At 58.3% G+C, this 16454-nt stretch carries 12 protein-coding genes and 1 pseudogene; 8 read left to right on the top strand and 5 right to left on the bottom strand.

What is annotated here, in order from left to right; all coding sequences use genetic code 11:
- Window positions 1-99: 99 nt before the first annotated feature.
- From HZS52_RS24375 to HZS52_RS07715, 5 genes and pseudogenes are all read right to left on the bottom strand, one after another.
- Window positions 100-2091: pseudogene (locus tag HZS52_RS24375) on the bottom strand (type VI secretion system Vgr family protein); the annotation flags it as partial.
- 203 nt (window positions 2092-2294) lie between these two features.
- Window positions 2295-3038 carry a sulfite exporter TauE/SafE family protein gene (locus HZS52_RS07700; RefSeq protein WP_190374886.1) on the bottom strand — a complete coding sequence of 248 codons (744 nt, stop codon included), beginning with the start codon at window positions 3036-3038 and terminating at the stop codon, window positions 2295-2297.
- Window positions 3039-3140: 102 nt separating this feature from the next.
- The gene (iolB, locus tag HZS52_RS07705) at window positions 3141-3947 is read right to left on the bottom strand and encodes a 5-deoxy-glucuronate isomerase (RefSeq protein WP_190374467.1); all 807 of its coding nucleotides are present in this window, start codon (window positions 3945-3947) and stop codon (window positions 3141-3143) included.
- A 90-nt stretch (window positions 3948-4037) separates the two neighbouring features.
- A complete protein-coding gene (iolG, locus tag HZS52_RS07710; RefSeq protein ID WP_190374468.1) occupies window positions 4038-5033 on the bottom strand; it encodes an inositol 2-dehydrogenase in 996 nt (331 codons plus the stop codon).
- 43 nt (window positions 5034-5076) lie between these two features.
- Complete coding sequence (locus HZS52_RS07715; protein ID WP_190374469.1) at window positions 5077-5940, bottom strand: MurR/RpiR family transcriptional regulator; 864 nt, start codon at window positions 5938-5940, stop codon at window positions 5077-5079.
- Window positions 5941-6178: 238 nt separating this feature from the next.
- On the opposite strand from HZS52_RS07715, the gene HZS52_RS07720 reads away from it, so the two are divergent.
- The 8 genes from HZS52_RS07720 to HZS52_RS07755 all read left to right on the top strand — a co-directional run bounded on the left by HZS52_RS07720 (window position 6179) and on the right by HZS52_RS07755 (window position 16388).
- Entirely contained in the window at window positions 6179-7129 is a 951-nt protein-coding gene (locus HZS52_RS07720) for a sugar ABC transporter substrate-binding protein (RefSeq protein WP_027957148.1), read from the top strand.
- 56 nt (window positions 7130-7185) lie between these two features.
- Window positions 7186-8316 (top strand): ABC transporter permease, encoded by a 1131-nt coding sequence (locus HZS52_RS07725; protein ID WP_035581260.1) that lies wholly within the window; start codon window positions 7186-7188, stop codon window positions 8314-8316.
- 1 nt (window position 8317) lies between these two features.
- Window positions 8318-9208 carry an ATP-binding cassette domain-containing protein gene (locus tag HZS52_RS07730; RefSeq protein ID WP_159177520.1) on the top strand — a complete coding sequence of 297 codons (891 nt, stop codon included), beginning with the start codon at window positions 8318-8320 and terminating at the stop codon, window positions 9206-9208.
- 9 nt (window positions 9209-9217) lie between these two features.
- Window positions 9218-10015: a TIM barrel protein gene (locus HZS52_RS07735; RefSeq protein WP_089691901.1), complete on the top strand. Its 798-nt coding sequence runs from the start codon at window positions 9218-9220 to the stop codon at window positions 10013-10015.
- A 100-nt stretch (window positions 10016-10115) separates the two neighbouring features.
- On the top strand, window positions 10116-12074 hold the full coding sequence (locus HZS52_RS07740) for a bifunctional 5-dehydro-2-deoxygluconokinase/5-dehydro-2-deoxyphosphogluconate aldolase (protein ID WP_190374470.1): 1959 nt from the start codon (window positions 10116-10118) through the stop codon (window positions 12072-12074).
- Between the two features lies 1 nt (window position 12075).
- Window positions 12076-13923, top strand: coding sequence for a 3D-(3,5/4)-trihydroxycyclohexane-1,2-dione acylhydrolase (decyclizing) (iolD, locus tag HZS52_RS07745; RefSeq protein WP_190374471.1), 1848 nt, complete (start codon window positions 12076-12078; stop codon window positions 13921-13923).
- Between the two features lie 31 nt (window positions 13924-13954).
- A complete protein-coding gene (iolE, locus tag HZS52_RS07750) occupies window positions 13955-14857 on the top strand; it encodes a myo-inosose-2 dehydratase (protein WP_190374472.1) in 903 nt (300 codons plus the stop codon).
- Window positions 14858-14885: 28 nt separating this feature from the next.
- Window positions 14886-16388: a CoA-acylating methylmalonate-semialdehyde dehydrogenase gene (locus tag HZS52_RS07755; protein ID WP_190374473.1), complete on the top strand. Its 1503-nt coding sequence runs from the start codon at window positions 14886-14888 to the stop codon at window positions 16386-16388.
- Window positions 16389-16454: the final 66 nt, after the last annotated feature.

Genomic DNA, 16454 nt, shown 5'->3' on the forward strand with positions numbered 1-16454 from the left:
GTCGGCCAGGCCATCGGTGATGTCGATATCGTCTAACGCCAACGGCGTGGCGGCGGTGATGTCGCTGCTGAGCAGTGGGGTCTGGTGCGGTTCGAGGGTAACGTCCTCGCTCTCCTCAGGCTCGGCTTCCCCGGGTAAGCGGGGCAGCACAATGGCGTGGCCCTGGCCGCGCCCGGGGCTACCGCCGGAGTTGATCTTGACCTGGGGGCCGACAATGGTCACGCCGCCGGGGTCGAGCTTGATAAAGCTGCCGCCCGCTTTGAGGGTGATCTCGCTGCCCGCTTCCAACACGATCTGGCTGCCCGCCTTGTGGTGCAGCTCGCGGCCGGTCTCCACCAGCTGGGACTCGCCGTAGACTTCATGGCGGGTTTGATCCACCTGAAGGTGATCGTCGCCCTTGATCTGGGTGTAGCGCTTACCGTGTACGGTCAGGTGATCGTCGTTGTGGATCTCGCTCAAGCGGTTGCGATGGAGCTTAAGGTGACTGTCCCGGCGAATCTCCTCGGTGCGGTCGTTAAGCGTTAACAGCTCCAGGTCTTTCTGGGCGTGGAGCCAGATCTGCTCTTCCCCGGTGGCATCCTCAAAGCGCAGTTCGTTAAAGCCTGCGGATTTATGGCTCTGGGTGCGGATCACCGTGCGGGTCTTGTGCTCCGGCAGCGGGTAAGGCGGGGTATTCACCGCGTGGTAAGTGCGGCCGGTGACCAGCGGTTGATCAGGGTCGCCCTCTAAAAACGAGACAATGACCTCATGGCCGATCCGGGGGATCGCCATGCTGCCATAGCCACCGCCGGCCCAGCCCTGGGCGACCCGTACCCAACAGCTCGCCGTCTCATTAGGTTCGGCGTAGCGATCCCAGGGGAACTGCACCTTAACCCGGCCGTGTTCGTCGCAGTAGATCTCTTCACCTTCCGGCCCCACCACAAAGGCCACCTGGGGGCCGTCGACGCGAGGTTTAGGGTTGGGCACCGGGCGAAAGGTCTGATCCCGGGGCATGATCACCACGTCGTTGTGGTAGCGGGTCATCAGCTCGCCTGCCTGAGCTGAACTGGCTCCACTCCCATTGCCGCCCCGGGCCATACCATCTTCTTCCAGGGCCTGGGGCTGCTCGCCGTGGTGAACCACCGAGACCACTTGCCAGGCGCGGTTAAGGCTGTCGATATCGTGGTCGGTAAGGGTAAAGCAGATCCCCGGGGCGAGCTCGGGGAGGTCACTCTCGGCCTCGGCGGTGGTGGCGTCGGCGCGCAGTGACTCTAACCGGTGGCGAGTAAAAGGCTTACCGGAAGCGTCCTTCTTGTAGCGGCCGGGGTAATCAAAGTGCTCGTAATCCTCCCGCTGGGCGTGTTCGCCCAGCCCTGGCGCCAGGTGCTCATGGATCTGCGCATAGGGCGGGTTTTTAAAGGTGTAGTCCTTGAGCATCGCCGAGGCGGGACGCACGCGGTTGGCCTGACGCAATTTACGCACGTGGCGTCGGGGCGGCGTGCCCCCGGCGCGGCCGTGGTAGGTGCGCTCGCCCACGCTGGGCAACACCACCGTGGCGTCCGCAAATACCAGCTGGTGTTTGCCGCCCTCGGCGTTCTCGAACTCATGGAAATAGAAGCAGCCCTCTTCGGCGGCTAAACGCTCGATAAAGGCCAGATCGGTCTCGCGGTACTGAACCAGAAACTCCCGATCGGGGGGCGTGCGGGTGGTGGCAAAGCCGATATCGGTGAGGCTGCGCTCGTTAGCGAGCGTCGTGATGGCGTCAAACGGCGAGGCGTCCTGAAAGATACGCGAGTTATGGCGCAGCGATAACCGCCACAGTGCCGGACGAATCTCCACCCGATAAAAGCTGCGCCGGTGTCCCCTGTCGCCGCGGTGCAGCTCACTTATAATGCCATGCACGCGGCGGAGCGGCTCGCCGTCCTGCCAGATGGTCAGCGTGGCGTTTTGATCCAAGCAGTCGCTGGGCGATAGGTTGTGGGTACGGCTGGCAAACTCAACCGAGAGCGCAAACGGCTCCGACAGCGCCTCGTGATGGGTAAAGCGCACCACGGCGGTGTCATCGGCCCCGGGTAGGGTCAGGGTAAACTGTAGGCCTGTGCCGTCTGCCATCGCTCCGCTCCTTGGATCAAGTAAATGAGAAACGATCAGGGTAGCGGGCCGGGGCCAGAGAGCAAGGCCTGGAAGGCAAGTGACAGGGATCTCTTACACGTTTGTAAGAGATCGCTTACAAAATTTTAAGCGATGTCTTACAGCTTAAACGCTCAAAGAATGATCGTATGAAAAATGAGCTGCACTCCGTACTGAATACCATCCTATTTCAGCGCCTGCCAAATCAGATTAAAACCGACTAAAAACATGGCAAAAATCACCAGTCGGTAGAACAGCGTCTCGTTGACGCGGCTTTGCAGCCATAGGCCGTTGCGTACACCGATCCAGGCGATGGGTACGAGCAGCAGCGAGGCCCAGGCGCTGGTAACGTTGATTTCGCCAAGCCACATATAGGGCGCTAGCTTGATCACGTTGACTACGGCAAAGGTCACTGCGCAGGTGGCGATAAACGTCTCTTTCGATAGTTTGCGCGGCAGCAGGTAAACGTTCAGCGGCGGCGCGCCCGCATGAGCCATAAAGCTGGTAAAGCCGCAAACGCTTGCCGCTGGCAAAGCCCAACGGGGGGAGATCGGTTTCTTGGCAACGGGCTTGAGCAACATGTAAGCGGCGAACAGCAGGGTGATCACGCCGAGAGTCAGGCGTAAGCCCTGTTCACTCAAACTGCCAAACAGCAGCGTCCCTACCGTCACGCCGATAAACAGCCCCGGCACAAAGCGCCAGACCTCAGTGGCGTCCTGCTTGCCCCACCATGCTTTCACCGCAAACACGTCCATCACCAGCAGTAGCGGCAGTAGTAAGCCCGCTGCCTGGGCGGGGCTGATCGCCAGCGCCATTAGCGGTACCGAGAGCGTACCAAAACCACCCGCAAAGCCACCTTTTGAAACGCCGGTCAGGTAAACGGAAAATGCAATTAACAACCAGGCGATGACGGAGTAGTCGGGGAGCATTGAGGCCTCTGGATACTCAAAAAAGTGAACCACAAAAAAGCCCCGCATCGGCGGGGCTAGTTAGCATAGCATTAGATAAACGTTAGCGGGCAAAGTGTCGATCTATCCAGCGTTCATCAACCACTCGTGGTCGGGGTCGTTGTGGAATTTCCATGCCCGCTTGGGCCCCGCCATCACATTTAAGTAGTAGAGCGAGTAGCCATGGGAGGCGCCCACCGGATGGTAACCCTTGGGAACCAACACACAGCAGCCGTTTTCCACCGCCATGGTTTCATCAAGGCTGCGGTCATCGGTGTAAACGCGCTGGAAGGCGAACCCTTGTTCAGGGTTAATGCGGTGGTAGTAGGTCTCTTCCAGATGTGATTCGTGGGGTAAGTTATCCACATCGTGTTTGTGGGGCGGGTAGCTCGACCAGTTACCCGCAGGTGTGAATACTTCGACTACTAATAGGCTATCGGCGGGCTCGGTTTCCGGCAGAATATCGTGAACATGGCGGGTGTTGGTGCCCTGGCCACGGGTGCTTTGCTTGATGTGGTCAGGCGCGATGAGCCGAGGGGCATGGTTGCCATGCCCAGGGGCGGCGCACACCGCTAGCTCTAAGTCTGTGGTCGCTTCTACCGCGTAGCTAACATGGTCAGGCAGGTAAACCGCATAGGGCGGGATCTGTTCAAAGATATCCATGCGCTGGCCGATATCTTCAAAGCGGTGCTCGCCGCAGGTTACCGTGGCGCGCCCGGTAAGCAGCACCAGGCAGACTTCCTGGTCATCGCTGCTGGTCTCCAGACGCTGGCCCTTGGCGAGTTTGTGTACCCGAAAGCCAACGTGCGTCCAGCCAGCCGATTCAGGGGTCACGTCAATCACGGTGCCTTGGGCATCTGGGGCGGTGGGGCGTACCAGTAGGGAAGCCATATGTCGCTCCTTCTGATGGCTAGTTGATCGGTTGGCAGCTAGCCGTTTACGATATAAAAAGTATGAAAAAACAGACACGTTGGTGTCTGTTTACACCGAAGCGTCGAGCAGAATTTTGCGACCCTCTCGCAATGAACGCTCCGCTGCATCGGCTAAGCGCAACGCCTCTAGGCCATCCTGGGCACCTGCGAGTGGTGCACGTTTCTCTTGCCAAGCGGCGACAAAATCACCAATTTCAAGTTGATAGGCCTGGGCATAACGCTCTAGGAAGAACCACTTGGGTTTCTCCTCCACCTGCCCCGCTTCACCAGTGAAGCGCAGACGGGTGTCGCTCTCGTTCTGGGCTTGCAGCATGCCTTGGCTGCCAAAGGCTTCGATACGCTGGTCGTAGCCGTAGCAAGCGCGCCTTGAGTTGCTGATCTGGCACAGTTTTCCACTGGCGGTGGTAAGGGTGACCATTGCGGTATCCACATCACCTGCTTCACCAATGGCTGGGTCGATAATGCTACTGCCGACGGCAAAAACACTTTCGATGGATTCATCAAGTAGCCAGCGCGCCATGTCCAGATCGTGAATCATCATGTCCCTGAACAGGCCGCCGGACTCAGCCACATACTCGGCAGGCGGGGGAGAGGGGTCGCGGCTAATAATCGTCAGCGTTTCAAGTGCGCCAATACGCCCTTCGGTAATCGCTTTTTTCAATGCTGCAAACTGAGGATCGTGGCGGCGGTTAAAGCCTAGTGCACAGGTCACTGGATGCTCACTGAGTACCTGCAGAGCATCTCGCGTGCGGGCTAAATCCAGGGCGATGGGTTTTTCGCACAGAATCGCCTTGCCAGCGCGGGCGGCACGCTCCAGATACTCCGCATGGGTGGGCGTGCTTGAAGCAATCAGTACGGCGTCAATGGTGTCATCCGCGAAGATTTCATCCACAGAGGCCGCTCGGCTGGCGTACTGCTCGGCCAACGCTTCTGCGGCAGGCTGATGAAAATCGGCCACGGCGGCCAGGGTAACGTTTGGGTGCGAGTGAATGGCCTGGGCGTGCACCTTGCCGATGCGTCCAGCGCCGATGAGTGCGAGTTTCATAAGCTCTCCTATTTTGTTTTTGCTGTTGGCTTGCTTTTGGTGTTTAGGCCTTACGTTTTTTGTCACGGCCCTTTTCTTTGTCGCGTGTTTTGTCTTGCCGCACGCCCAGGGCAATTGCCAAGGTCTGGGTCAAGCAGAGCGACGCGGTCAAACTCCGGAAACTTTTTACTTCGGCTTCGTTGACCACGAAGACGACATCCGCGAAACGGGCCAGCGGGCTGAGGTTCGAATCGGTAATCACTACAATAGGTAGACCGCGCTGATGGGCGTCTTCGCAGGCTTTTTGGCTCTCTTCGGCATAGGGAGAAAAGCTAATCGTTAGCAGAGCGTCGTGTTGGCTCATGGCGCGCAGCTGCTCGCCGTACATCCCGCCCAAACCATTGACCAGCAGCGCAGGTTTATCCACATGCGCCAAGGCATAGGTCATGTAGCTGGCGACCATAAAGCTTCGCCGTGCCCCCATCACATGAATCGCATGAGCCTTTTCAAAAATATCCAGCGCCTTCTCCAGGCTCTCTGGATCGATACGGCTGGGAAGCTGCTCCAGAACAGCGCGATTGGCATCGGCGAACTCCCACAACAGCTGGGTGCTGTCGGGTGTTTCCCCGGTGGCGCTACGTACTGCGCGAATCCGTTCTGTGTAGTTAGGCAATTCATCGACTAGGCGGCTGCGAAACAGCTGCTGCATTTCGGAAAAACCCTTAAAGCCCAAGCTATTGGCCAAGCGGATTAAGGTGGATGGAGTGACATCTGCCTGCTCAGCAATTTTGGCCACAGTTGCCAGAGCAACCTCCTGGGGGTGATCAAGCACAAAACGAGCGGTTTGCTGTAAGCGTTTGCTTAGCGTGGCGTACTCGGCGGTGATCAGCGTTTCCAGCTCGCGGTAGCTTTGTGGTGGCTGTGGCATACAAATTCCTTCGCGTTAACTGATGTACCACTCATTCACTCATGTACGCCTGGGTAGTAGCGCTGAGCAAAGTGGCTGGTTGTTATGCAGTCTAGTTGACTGGAATAAAAATTCCATTTATACCAAAGTATAGAATAAATAATTTGCAGGAATTGATATTTGGAATCTATATTTCATAGCGCCAAGGCATTTAATGCCACTTCCCTACCAACAACGATAACGTTATGAGGAATTATTTATGGCACGTCTATCTCAATGGCTTCTAGCCTCTGCCGCCACCACGGTATTAATGGCGGGAGCTGCACAAGCACAAGAACCGGAACAAGAAGCGAGCCGTTTCGTCATGGTGACCCATGGTGTTCCCTCTGATCCTTTCTGGTCCGTGGTGAAAAACGGCGCAGAGGCAGCCGCTGATCTCGTCGGCGCTGAGCTGGAGTACCGTGCACCATCGACCTTTGATATGGCCAAGATGCAGCAACTTGTACAGGCAGCGGTGGCATCTGATCCGGATGGCTTGATCCTCTCTTTTACCGACGAAAATGCCCTGGGCGGCGCTGTCCAAAATGCTGTCGATAACGGCATCCCAGTGATTACCATTAACTCCGGTGGCGACGTGGCGAGAGATTATGGTGCCCGGCTGCACATTGGGCAGAGTGAATATGAGGCGGGCAAACAGGCCGCCGAGCGCATGCAGGAACTGGGCGTTGAGAAAGGCGTCTGCGTTAACCATGAGCAAGGCAACCAGGGGCTTGATCAGCGCTGTGATGGCTTTGTAGAGGGATTTGACGGCAATGCTGAGCAGCTAGCGACCACCTACGACCCCACCAATATTCGCAATGCCATTGTCGCTTACCTCAACGAGAACAGTGATGTGCGTGGTGTGCTGACCTTGGGTGCACTGGCCGCTGATCCGATGATTCGGGCCATGCGTGAGCAGGGGGCAACCGATATGTTCACTCTCGGCACCTTTGACCTTTCACCCGGTATTTTGGAAGCCTTGGATGCAGGTGAACTGGACTTTGCGATCGACCAACAGCAGTACATGCAGGGTTATTTGCCTGTCATGTTCCTAGATCAGTTCGTCAAAAACGGCCTGCTACCCGCAGGGGATGTTGCCACCGGCCCAGGGTTTGTCACTCAAGAAAACGCTGCACAGGTCATTGAGCTGAGTAGCCAGGGCATCCGTTGATAACTACCTAATCGAAAAAGGCTCGGCGCGGTGTCGAGCCTTGGGGGTCGATCGCCATGAATTCTACTGAAACGAAACAGTCGGTTGCGCCAGCAACCGCTCCTCAAGATGAGCGTATCCAGAGAGTCTCTTTCTGGAAGAAAGCGCTTAATCGCCCGGAGCTGGGGGCGCTGGCCGGTGCCGTGCTGGTGCTTGCCTTCTTTATCGCTGCTTCCAGCGGCACCGGGATGTTTACCCCAGCGGGTATTATTAATTTTCTTGAAGTCGCCGCTCAGCTCGGCATTATCGCCACGGCGGCTGCGTTGCTGATGATCGGCGGAGAGTTTGATCTTTCGATTGGTTCGATGATTGGCTTGGCAGGCATTCTGATTGCCATCCCTGCGGTGGAGTATGGCTGGCCGCTGTGGGCCGCAATTTTACTGGCGTTCGCCTGTGCGGGCCTGGTGGGCTGGATTAACGGTAATCTGGTCAATAAAACGGGGTTGCCGTCATTTATCGTTACCCTGGGCTTCCTGTTCATTCTGCGTGGTCTGGCTATCGGTACTAGCCGGTTGTTGACGGGACGTACTCAGGTGGGGGGCGTTCAGGATCATATCCCCGGTGATTGGTTCGCGGCGCTTTTCTCTGGAGAAGTTGCTACGGGACTATTTAGTTGGATGGCGGAAAATGGCTGGATGGCGACCAACTTTGCGGGCAACCCCACGGTCACCGGTATTCCCGTCTCAATTGTCTGGTGGCTGGGCTTAACCGCTGTAGCGACTTGGGTGCTGCTGTGCACGCCTTACGGCAACTGGATCTTCGCCAGCGGTGGTGATGCCAATGCGGCGCGCAATTCGGGCGTCCCCGTCCACCGCGTCAAGATTTCACTGTTCATGTTCACCGCTTTCTCCGCCACCATCTTTGCCTGCATACAAGTCATGGATACTGGTTCGGCGGACACTATCCGTGGCCTGCTAAAAGAACTGGAAGCCATTATTGCTGTGGTGATCGGTGGCGCTTTGCTGACCGGTGGTTATGGCTCCGCTATAGGTGCCGCCCTGGGTGCGCTGATCTTCGGCATGGTGCAAATGGGCATTTTTTACACCGGTGTTAACACCGACTGGTTCCAGGTCTTCCTGGGCGTGATGTTGCTGGTGGCGGTGCTATTCAACAATTACATGCGCAAAAAGGCGATGGAGGCTAAATAACATGACTACACGCACTCCAATGATTGAAATGCGCAGTGTCAGCAAACACTTCGGCAGCGTCATCGCCATCAGTGATATCTCGATGCAGGTCTATTCCGGTGAGGTTATGTGCCTGCTGGGTGATAACGGTGCTGGCAAGTCAACGTTGATTAAAACCCTTTCCGGTGTTCACCAGCCCACCCATGGCGAGATGCTACTGGATGGCAAGCCCGCTCGTTTCAAGTCCCCGGCTTACGCGCTCGACGCCGGTATCGCGACAGTTTTCCAGGATCTGGCGATGGTGCCGTTGATGTCGATTACCCGTAACTTTTTTATGGGCCGCGAACCGACGGTGGGCTGGGGGCCTTTAAAGCGCATTAACTGGAAGTATGCCGACCGGGTTGCCAAAGAGGAAATGGCTAAAATCGGTATTGATGTGCGCGACCCAAGCCAGCCGGTGGGCACGCTTTCTGGCGGGGAGCGCCAGTGTGTGGCGATTGCCCGTGCCGTCTATTTTGGCGCTAAAGTGCTGATTCTTGATGAGCCTACGTCAGCGCTTGGGGTTAAGCAGGCCTCTGTCGTACTGCGCTACATTGCCAAAGCCCGCGCGGATGGCCTGGCGGTCATCTTTATTACCCACAATGTTCACCATGCTTACCCAGTGGCCGATGCGTTCACCTTATTGTCACGCGGCGGCAGTTTGGGCTCATTCCGCAAAGAAGAAGTCAGCCGCGAAGAAGTGCTCAACATGATGGCGGGTGGCGCTGAGCTTGAAAGCCTGGATGCGGAGCTTGCGGAATTCCAGCGGGACGATAAAGCCAAGAAGGCCAGCTTAGCCGAACAAGACGCCCAGCCCGTGAATGAAACAAGCAGCACTGAACCCCCTTCACCGCGAACGGCGAGCGGCTATTAAGGAGCCATGATGAATAAACCTACCCCATCATCCCCGTTCACGCTGGCCGTCTGCGCTGAAATGGTGTTCCGCCGCTTGCCCGTGTTGGAGCGTGTTAAGCGTATTTCTGAACTGGGTTTTCAGGTCGAAATCTGGGACTGGACTAAGCATGACATTGACGCACTGGCCAATAGCGGGGCGACATTTTCCTCCATGACCGGCTATGTCACCGGCACCTTAGCGGATGCCGCCGGGGCAGATGAACTGCTACGCACCGCCGCTGAGTCGGTTGAGGTGGCCAAACGACTGGGTATTCCACGTCTCAACCTGCACGGCACAGGGTTGGATGGCGAAGGTCTTCCCGTGAAACCTTGCCAACAGATGACCGGCGCGATGTGGTTAAAAGCACGCGATACCCTCAATCGGCTGGCGGATCTCGGCGAGCAGAACGACGTCACCTTTGTGCTTGAAAATCTCAATACCGACGTTGATCACCCAGGAGTGCCGTTTGCGCGCTTGGAAGATGTTCTAGCGCTGGTGGAAAGTGTTGATCGGCCCAGCTTGCGCATTATGTTGGACGTTTATCACGCCCAAATTGGCGAAGGTAATTTGATTGAATTGATTCGCCGCTGTGGGCCGTACATTGGTGAAGTGCAAGTGGCTGATGTGCCAGGGCGCTGCGAACCGGGAACCGGCGAGATTAACTACCCGGCCATTGCCAAAGTGCTGAACGACATAGGTTATCGCGGCACCGTAGGACTGGAAGGCTGGGCCTCTGGCGACGACGACCTCGCGCTCGACCGATTCCGTGCCGCCTTCACACTTTAATCCACGGTTGATAAGCCTTATCGATTGCCAGCCAAGACGCTTTTATGCCCAGTGCCATCCTGTGACTAGTACCACGAATTTGTGACGTGGGGAGACATTTATGCTGAATAACAATAGTCAACACCGACCGCTTGACCTGATTTGTCTTGGACGCGTGGCGGTCGATCTTTACGCCGAGCAGATTGGCAGCCGTTTAGAAGACGTGGCCAGCTTTGCCAAGTACCTAGGCGGGAGCTCGGGCAATATGGCCTACGGCACCGCTCGCCTCGGGTTGAAATCCGCCATGCTCTCGCGGGTCGGCGACGAGCAGATGGGCAACTTCGTGCGCGAAGAGCTGGAGCGGGTGGGCGTGGATACCTCCGCGCTTCAAACCGACCCCGAGCGCCACACCGGCCTGGTGCTGCTAGCCTTAAAAGACCGCGAAAGCTTCCCGCTGCTGTTTTATCGCCGCGACTGTGCCGATATGGCCATCGACGCCGACGCCATCGACCCTGAATTTATTGCTCGAGCAAAAGCGCTGGCAATTACCGGCACCCATCTTTCTACCGATACCACCCGGCGGGCGTGTCGCAAGGCACTGGACGCCGCCGCCCATTATGGCGTGAAGCGGGTGCTGGATATCGACTATCGCCCCGTGCTGTGGGGGCTGACTAACCCTGGTGATGGTGAAACCCGCTTTATCGCCGATGATAAAGTGACCACCGACCTGCAGCGCTGGTTGCCAGATTTTGATCTGATTGTAGGTACCGAAGAGGAGTTTCATATTGCCGGCGGCAGCACGGACACCTTAGTGGCTCTGCGCGCGGTGCGTGAAGTTAGCAAAGCTACCCTGGTATGCAAGCTGGGGCCCATGGGCTGTGTGGTGTTTGAAGGCGCGATTCCTGGCCGCATTGAAGACGGTATTTTAGTTAAGGGCGTACAGGTCGAGGTGCTCAATGTGCTGGGTGCCGGGGATGCCTTTATGAGTGGCTTGCTACGCGGCTGGCTGCGCAATGAACCCTGGCAAACCAGCGCCGGTTATGCCAATGCCTGCGGCGCGCTGGTGGTCTCCCGCCACGGCTGCGCCCCGGCCATGCCCACCGAAGACGAGTTATTTGATTACCTGGCGCGCCGCGATGAGGTGCCTCGTCCGGATACCGATCAACGCCTAAATCATCTGCACCGGGTCACCACCCGAGTGCCTGCTCAGTGGCCCGAAGTGTTGGGCCTGGCGTTTGACCACCGCCGTCAGCTCACCGATATGGCCCGCGAAGCGTATGCCGACAGTGCGCGACTGCCAGCACTCAAAAAACTCCTGGTCACCGCCGCCGAAGAGGGTGCCAAGCTGGGCGGCATTACCACCCCCGCGATTTTGGTCGACGACGTGCTGGGTCAGGACGCGCTCAATCAAGCCAGTGGAAAAGGCTGGTGGATTGGTCGACCGGTGGAGCTACCAGGCTCACGCCCGCTGCGTTTCCAGCATGGCGATGATTTAGGTGCCTGCCTGCGCAACTGGCCTAGAGAACAGATTATTAAATGCCTGGTGTTCTACCACCCCGACGATGAAATCTCGCTGCGCTTAGAGCAGGAGGAGCGGCTGCGCCAGCTCTACCAAGCGGCCTGTGCCTATGGGCTGGAACTGCTAATTGAGGTCATTCCCCCCGCGAACATGCCCAATGACGACACCACCTTGCCGCGCAGCCTGCAGCGACTCTACAACCTGGGCATTCGCCCAGACTGGTGGAAACTACCTGCCATGTCAGACGCTGCCTGGCAGGCGGTGGGTGAAACCATTGAGCGGGAAGATACCTACTGCCGTGGGGTTGTGCTACTTGGGCTAGACGCCCCCATGGACGACATGAAACGCGGTTTCGAAGCAGCGGCCAATCATGCCTGCTGTAAAGGTTTCACCGTTGGGCGCACGCTATTTGCCAGCGCGAGCCGTGATTGGCTGGCCGGGCGTATCGACGACGCCCGCTTGGTAGATCGGGTCGCCCAGAACTATGCCGAGCTGATAAAGGCGTGGCGGCAATTAAGGCAGGCGCAGCCGCAAACGCTGTCTCACACGGAGGAGGCGTAAAATGAGCACCATTCGACTCACCATGGCCCAGGCGTTGGTCAAGTACCTTGCTGCACAACGTATAGAGGTGGATGGCCAAGAAGTGGCGCTGTTTGAAGGCGTGTTTGCGATTTTTGGTCATGGCAATGTGGCGGGGGTAGGCGAAGCGCTCTACCACGTACAAGACGCGCTGCCGACCTTTCGCGCCCACAACGAACAGTCCATGGCCCACGCGGCGATTGCCTTTGCCAAAGCCAATGGCCGCCAGCGCTTAATGGCCGCGACCAGCTCGATTGGCCCAGGGGCGACCAATATGGTCACCGCCGCGGCGCTCGCCCATGCCAACCGACTGCCAATTTTGCTGCTGCCGGGGGACACCTTTGCCACCCGCGAACCGGATCCGGTACTCCAGCAGGTGGAGCATTTTGGTGACCCGACCATTACCGTCAACGACTGTTTTCGCCCGGTGTCGCGTTACTTCGACCGCATTAACCGCCCGGAACAGCTGTTGACCAGCTTGCCTCAGGCGATTGCTACTTTGCTTGATCCCGAGCACTGCGGCCCGGCGACCCTGGCATTACCCCAGGATGTGCAAACCTTTGCCTACGATTACCCGGTGGCCTTTTTTGCCCCCAGGGTACATCGCATTCGCCGCTCGCCGCCGGATGCTTACGAGCTTCGTCAAGCCATCGCCGCGCTGCAACAGGCTAAGAGCCCGCTGATCATTGCCGGTGGCGGCGTGCATTACGCCGCTGCCTGCGACGCCTTGGCCGAGTTTGCCAAAGCACGCGGCATCCCCGTAGCCGAAACCCAAGCAGGCAAAGGGGCGTTGGCCGATAGCCACCCTTGCGCGGTGGGGGCCATTGGGGTGACCGGCAGCGCAGCTGCTAACCAATTGGCGGAGCAGGCGGATGTCATTCTGGCGGTGGGTACGCGGCTGCAGGACTTTACCACCGGCTCCCGGGCGCTGTTTGAAGGCAGCGATAAAACACTGATTTCCCTAAACGTTGGCCGCTTCGACAGCCTCAAGCATCAAGCGCTGCCGCTTAGCTGCGACGCCTTGATCGGGCTGGGCCAACTCGACACGGCGCTGGGCGAATGGCGCGGCAGCGATGAGTGGCGCGAACAAACCGGAACGCTCAAGCGCGAGTGGGCCGAAATAGTGCACAGCGTGACCGCCGACCAAGGGCTGGCGCTGCCCACCGATGCCCAGGTGATTGGTGCGGTTAATCGCCAGGCAGGCAACGATACCACCGTAGTATGCGCGGCCGGTGGCTTGCCCGGCGAGCTGCATAAACTCTGGCAATGCTCGGGCCCCGGCAGCTACCACGTGGAGTACGGCTTCTCCTGCATGGGCTATGAAATTGCGGGCGGGCTGGGCGTCAAGATGGCCAAGCCAGAGCGGGAAGTGGTGGTGATGGTGGGCGATGGTAGCTACCTGATGCACAACTCGGAGCTGGCAACCTCGGTGATGCTGGGCCACAAGCTGATTGTGGTGGTGTTGGATAACCGCGGCTATGGCTGCATCAACCGCTTGCAGCAGGCCACAGGCGGCGCGGGGTTCAACAACCTTCTGCAAGATTGCCGCACTGTGGAAGCAGGCGCTCCCAAAACCGATTTCGCCGCCCATGCCAAATCTCTGGGCTGTGAGTCTGAATCAGTGAGCGGCATTGCGGAGCTGGAGCAGGCGCTGGTGCGCGCTCGCAGCGCCACCTCGACCTATGTGATTGCCCTGGATACCGATCCGCTACCCAGCACCCAGGAAGGCGGTGCCTGGTGGGAGGTGGCCGTGCCCGAGGTTTCCGAGCGTGAAGCGGTCAATAAAGCCTATCAAGGGTACCGCGAAGCCAAGCAGCGCCAACGCCATTAATACCAACAAACATAATCATAAGGAATACGCTATGCCAACGGTTACTTTAGGCATCAACCCGCTCACCTGGACGAACGACGACTTGCCCAGCCTGGGCGGCGCAACACCACTGGAAACCTGTTTGAAAGAGGGCCGCGAAGCGGGGTTTAGCGGCTTTGAATTAGGTAACAAGTTTCCCCGAACGCCTGACGCCTTGAACCAGGTGCTTAGCGCCCACGACTTGGCACTCGTTTCGGGCTGGTACTCCGCGCAGCTGTTGGAGCGCACTCCTGAAGAAGAGATTGATGCCATTCAGGATCATATGAACCTGCTCAAGCAGTGCGGTGCCAAGGTGATGGTGCTGTGCGAAGTCACCCATTGTGTACACGGCGATCAGGAGCGCCCGCTTTCCCAGCGTCCGCACCTTTCCGAGCAAGAGTGGCAGCGACTGCTGCATGGCCTGGATGTCGTGGGCGACTACCTGAAATCCCAGGGCATTCAGCTGGTGTATCACCACCATTTGGGCACGGTGATCGAAAGCCAGGCCGACGTTGAACGCTTAATGGACAACACCGGCGAAGGCGTGGGGCTGCTGCTTGATTTTGGTCATCTGCGCGGTGCGGGCGGCGACCCGCTCGCCATCGCCAAACACTACAGCCAGCGTATCCATCATGTGCACTGCAAGGACCTGCGCTTCCCAGTGCTGGAAGCGGTACGCAACCGCGACAAAAGCTTTTTAAACGGCGTGTTAGACGGCCTGTTTACGGTGCCGGGAGATGGCAATGTGGATTTCCTGCCCGCCTTAACCCACCTGTGCGAACAGGGCTACCAGGGTTGGTTAGTGGTTGAAGCCGAACAAGACCCGGAAGTCGCCCACCCGCTGACTTACGCCCGCCTGGGTTACCGCAACCTACGCCAACTTGCCGAGCAGGCAGGCTTCGACGTTGCCAGCTAAACAGCACCGCTTTTAATCAGGAGCTTGTATGAAGACGCTATCCCACTATCTCAATGGTCAGCTCTCTGCCGGACAGAGTCAGCGCACTTCGCCGGTTTATAATCCGGCCACCGGTGAGCAGAGCGCCCAGGTGGCGCTGGCCACCGCTGACGAAACCCGCGAAGCGGTGCGTATCGCCGATGAGGCCTTTGTCGCCTGGTCGAAAACCTCGCCGCTGAAGCGCGCACGTATCCTGTTTAAGTTCAAGGCGCTGGTCGAGGAGCACACCGATGAGCTGGCGCGCCTGGTCTCCAGCGAACACGGCAAGGTGTTTTCTGACGCCAAAGGCGAAGTCACCCGCGGCCTGGAAGTGGTCGAGTTTGCCTGTGGCATTCCCCACCTGCAGAAGGGCGAGCACTCCATGAACGTCGGCACTGGCGTCGATAGCTACTCGATGATGCAGCCGCTGGGCGTGTGCGCCGGTATCTCGCCGTTCAACTTTCCCGCCATGGTGCCCATGTGGATGTTCCCCATCGCCCTGGCCTGCGGCAATACCTTCATCATGAAGCCTTCGGAAAAAGACCCCTCTACGCCGCTGCGCCTAGCCGAGCTGCTTAAAGAGGCGGGACTGCCGGATGGTGTCTTCAACGTTATCAATGGCGATAAAGAGGCGGTGGATTTGCTGCTCACCGATGAGCGTGTTCAGGCGGTCAGCTTTGTGGGCTCCACGCCGATTGCCGAGTACATCTACGCTACCGCATCAGCCCATGGCAAACGCGTTCAGGCCCTGGGCGGCGCCAAAAACCATATGGTGATCATGCCCGATGCGGATCTCGATCAAGCCGTGGGTGCCCTGATGGGCGCGGCCTATGGCTCGGCAGGCGAGCGCTGCATGGCGATTTCGGTGGCCGTACCCGTGGGCGAAGAAACCGCCAACCGCCTGCGTGACAAACTGGTGGCCGAACTGGATAAATTGACGGTCGGGCCTGGCCTGGTCGATGGCCCGGATAACGATATGGGGCCGCTGATCACCCGCGAGCATCTTGAGAAAGTGGCGGGCTATATCCAGGTCGGCGTGGATGAAGGCGCAGAACTCGTGGTCGACGGTCGTGAGACCACGGTTGATGGTGCAGGCGATGGCTACTTTATCGGCGGCAGTCTGTTTGACCATGTGACGCCCAGCATGCGTATTCACTCCGAAGAGATCTTTGGCCCGGTGCTGGCGATTGCTCGCGTGGCCAGCTTCGACGAGGCGGTCAGCATGATCAATGCCCACGAGTACGGCAATGGCACGGCGATCTTTACCCGCGATGGCGATGCGGCGCGTCAGTATTGCGAGCAGATCCAGGTCGGCATGGTCGGCGTTAACGTACCAATTCCGGTGCCCATGGCGTTCCACAGCTTCGGCGGTTGGAAGCGCTCGCTGTTTGGCCCGCTGCATATGCACGGCCCCGACGGTGTACGTTTCTACACGCGGATGAAAACCATCACCCAGCGCTGGCCCAGCGGTATTCGTGAAGAGACCAACCACTTCACCATGCCGACCATGTAAGCAGTCTACGGGGCACGCCACCATTCAACGCCGGGCCCAGCCCGGCGTTATTGTTTTAAAACAGGG

The sequence above is a fragment of the Vreelandella titanicae genome, assembly GCF_014697095.1.
GTDB lineage: Bacteria > Pseudomonadota > Gammaproteobacteria > Pseudomonadales > Halomonadaceae > Vreelandella > Vreelandella titanicae.

Coding starts and splice junctions, on each gene's coding strand:
- HZS52_RS07730 (WP_159177520.1), top strand. CDS start 8,318: ATGACTACACGCACTCCAATGATTGAAATGCGCAGTGTCAGCAAACAC.
- HZS52_RS07720 (WP_027957148.1), top strand. CDS start 6,179: ATGGCACGTCTATCTCAATGGCTTCTAGCCTCTGCCGCCACCACGGTA.
- iolG (WP_190374468.1), bottom strand. CDS start 5,033: ATGAAACTCGCACTCATCGGCGCTGGACGCATCGGCAAGGTGCACGCC.
- iolD (WP_190374471.1), top strand. CDS start 12,076: ATGAGCACCATTCGACTCACCATGGCCCAGGCGTTGGTCAAGTACCTT.
- HZS52_RS07725 (WP_035581260.1), top strand. CDS start 7,186: ATGAATTCTACTGAAACGAAACAGTCGGTTGCGCCAGCAACCGCTCCT.
- HZS52_RS07700 (WP_190374886.1), bottom strand. CDS start 3,038: ATGCTCCCCGACTACTCCGTCATCGCCTGGTTGTTAATTGCATTTTCC.
- HZS52_RS07755 (WP_190374473.1), top strand. CDS start 14,886: ATGAAGACGCTATCCCACTATCTCAATGGTCAGCTCTCTGCCGGACAG.
- HZS52_RS07715 (WP_190374469.1), bottom strand. CDS start 5,940: ATGCCACAGCCACCACAAAGCTACCGCGAGCTGGAAACGCTGATCACC.
- iolE (WP_190374472.1), top strand. CDS start 13,955: ATGCCAACGGTTACTTTAGGCATCAACCCGCTCACCTGGACGAACGAC.
- HZS52_RS07735 (WP_089691901.1), top strand. CDS start 9,218: ATGAATAAACCTACCCCATCATCCCCGTTCACGCTGGCCGTCTGCGCT.
- HZS52_RS07740 (WP_190374470.1), top strand. CDS start 10,116: ATGCTGAATAACAATAGTCAACACCGACCGCTTGACCTGATTTGTCTT.
- iolB (WP_190374467.1), bottom strand. CDS start 3,947: ATGGCTTCCCTACTGGTACGCCCCACCGCCCCAGATGCCCAAGGCACC.